The organism is Paenibacillus sp. 01L418, from assembly GCF_056400045.1.
Genome location: NZ_JBFTSN010000876.1, coordinates 1 through 533, shown reverse-complemented (window position 1 = coordinate 533; position 533 = coordinate 1). Strand labels below are relative to the sequence as shown.

General features: G+C 46.5%; 1 protein-coding gene. It reads right to left on the bottom strand.

What is annotated here, in order from left to right:
• On the bottom strand, positions 1 to 427 hold a 427-nt coding region (locus AC1DSE_RS36225; protein WP_477529243.1), incomplete at its 3' end, for an HAD family hydrolase.
• Positions 428 to 533: the final 106 nt, after the last annotated feature.

The following is a 533-nucleotide window of genomic DNA, read 5'->3' as shown; positions in this document are numbered from 1 at the left end:
GGGATATTGAATTAATAATGAAATCAGCTCCCGCTTTTTCGAACGATTTTCTCGTCTCGTCCATGCGCGCTTTCAGCGCGCCTGCGTCCATCATCTCTACCTCTGATTGTGTCAGTCCGAGCTCACTGCTGCCCGAGATGATAGCCACTGTCCATACGCCTGCGTTCTTTCCTTCATAAATGTCAGATACCGTGTCCCCGACCTTCATCACTGAAGCGGGAGGAAATATCCCGAGTTCTGTCATATTACGGAATATCATATACGGATAAGGGCGTCCCGCTTTCACCTCATCTGAAGCAATCATGAAGTCAGGCGAATATCCTTTGCGCCTTGCCTCAGGCACGATAACATCCATCATTCCTTTGGTGTAGCCTGTAGTCGAGCCAATAACGATCCCCGCTTCACGGAGAAGACTAATCGTCTCCAACACTCCTGGTAACGTATCCTTTTAGGCTTTTAAAGACTCCATCAATGTCGATTCTATATCGGTATATATTAGTTCGATATCTTCTTTAACAGGTTCAGTAACGTAC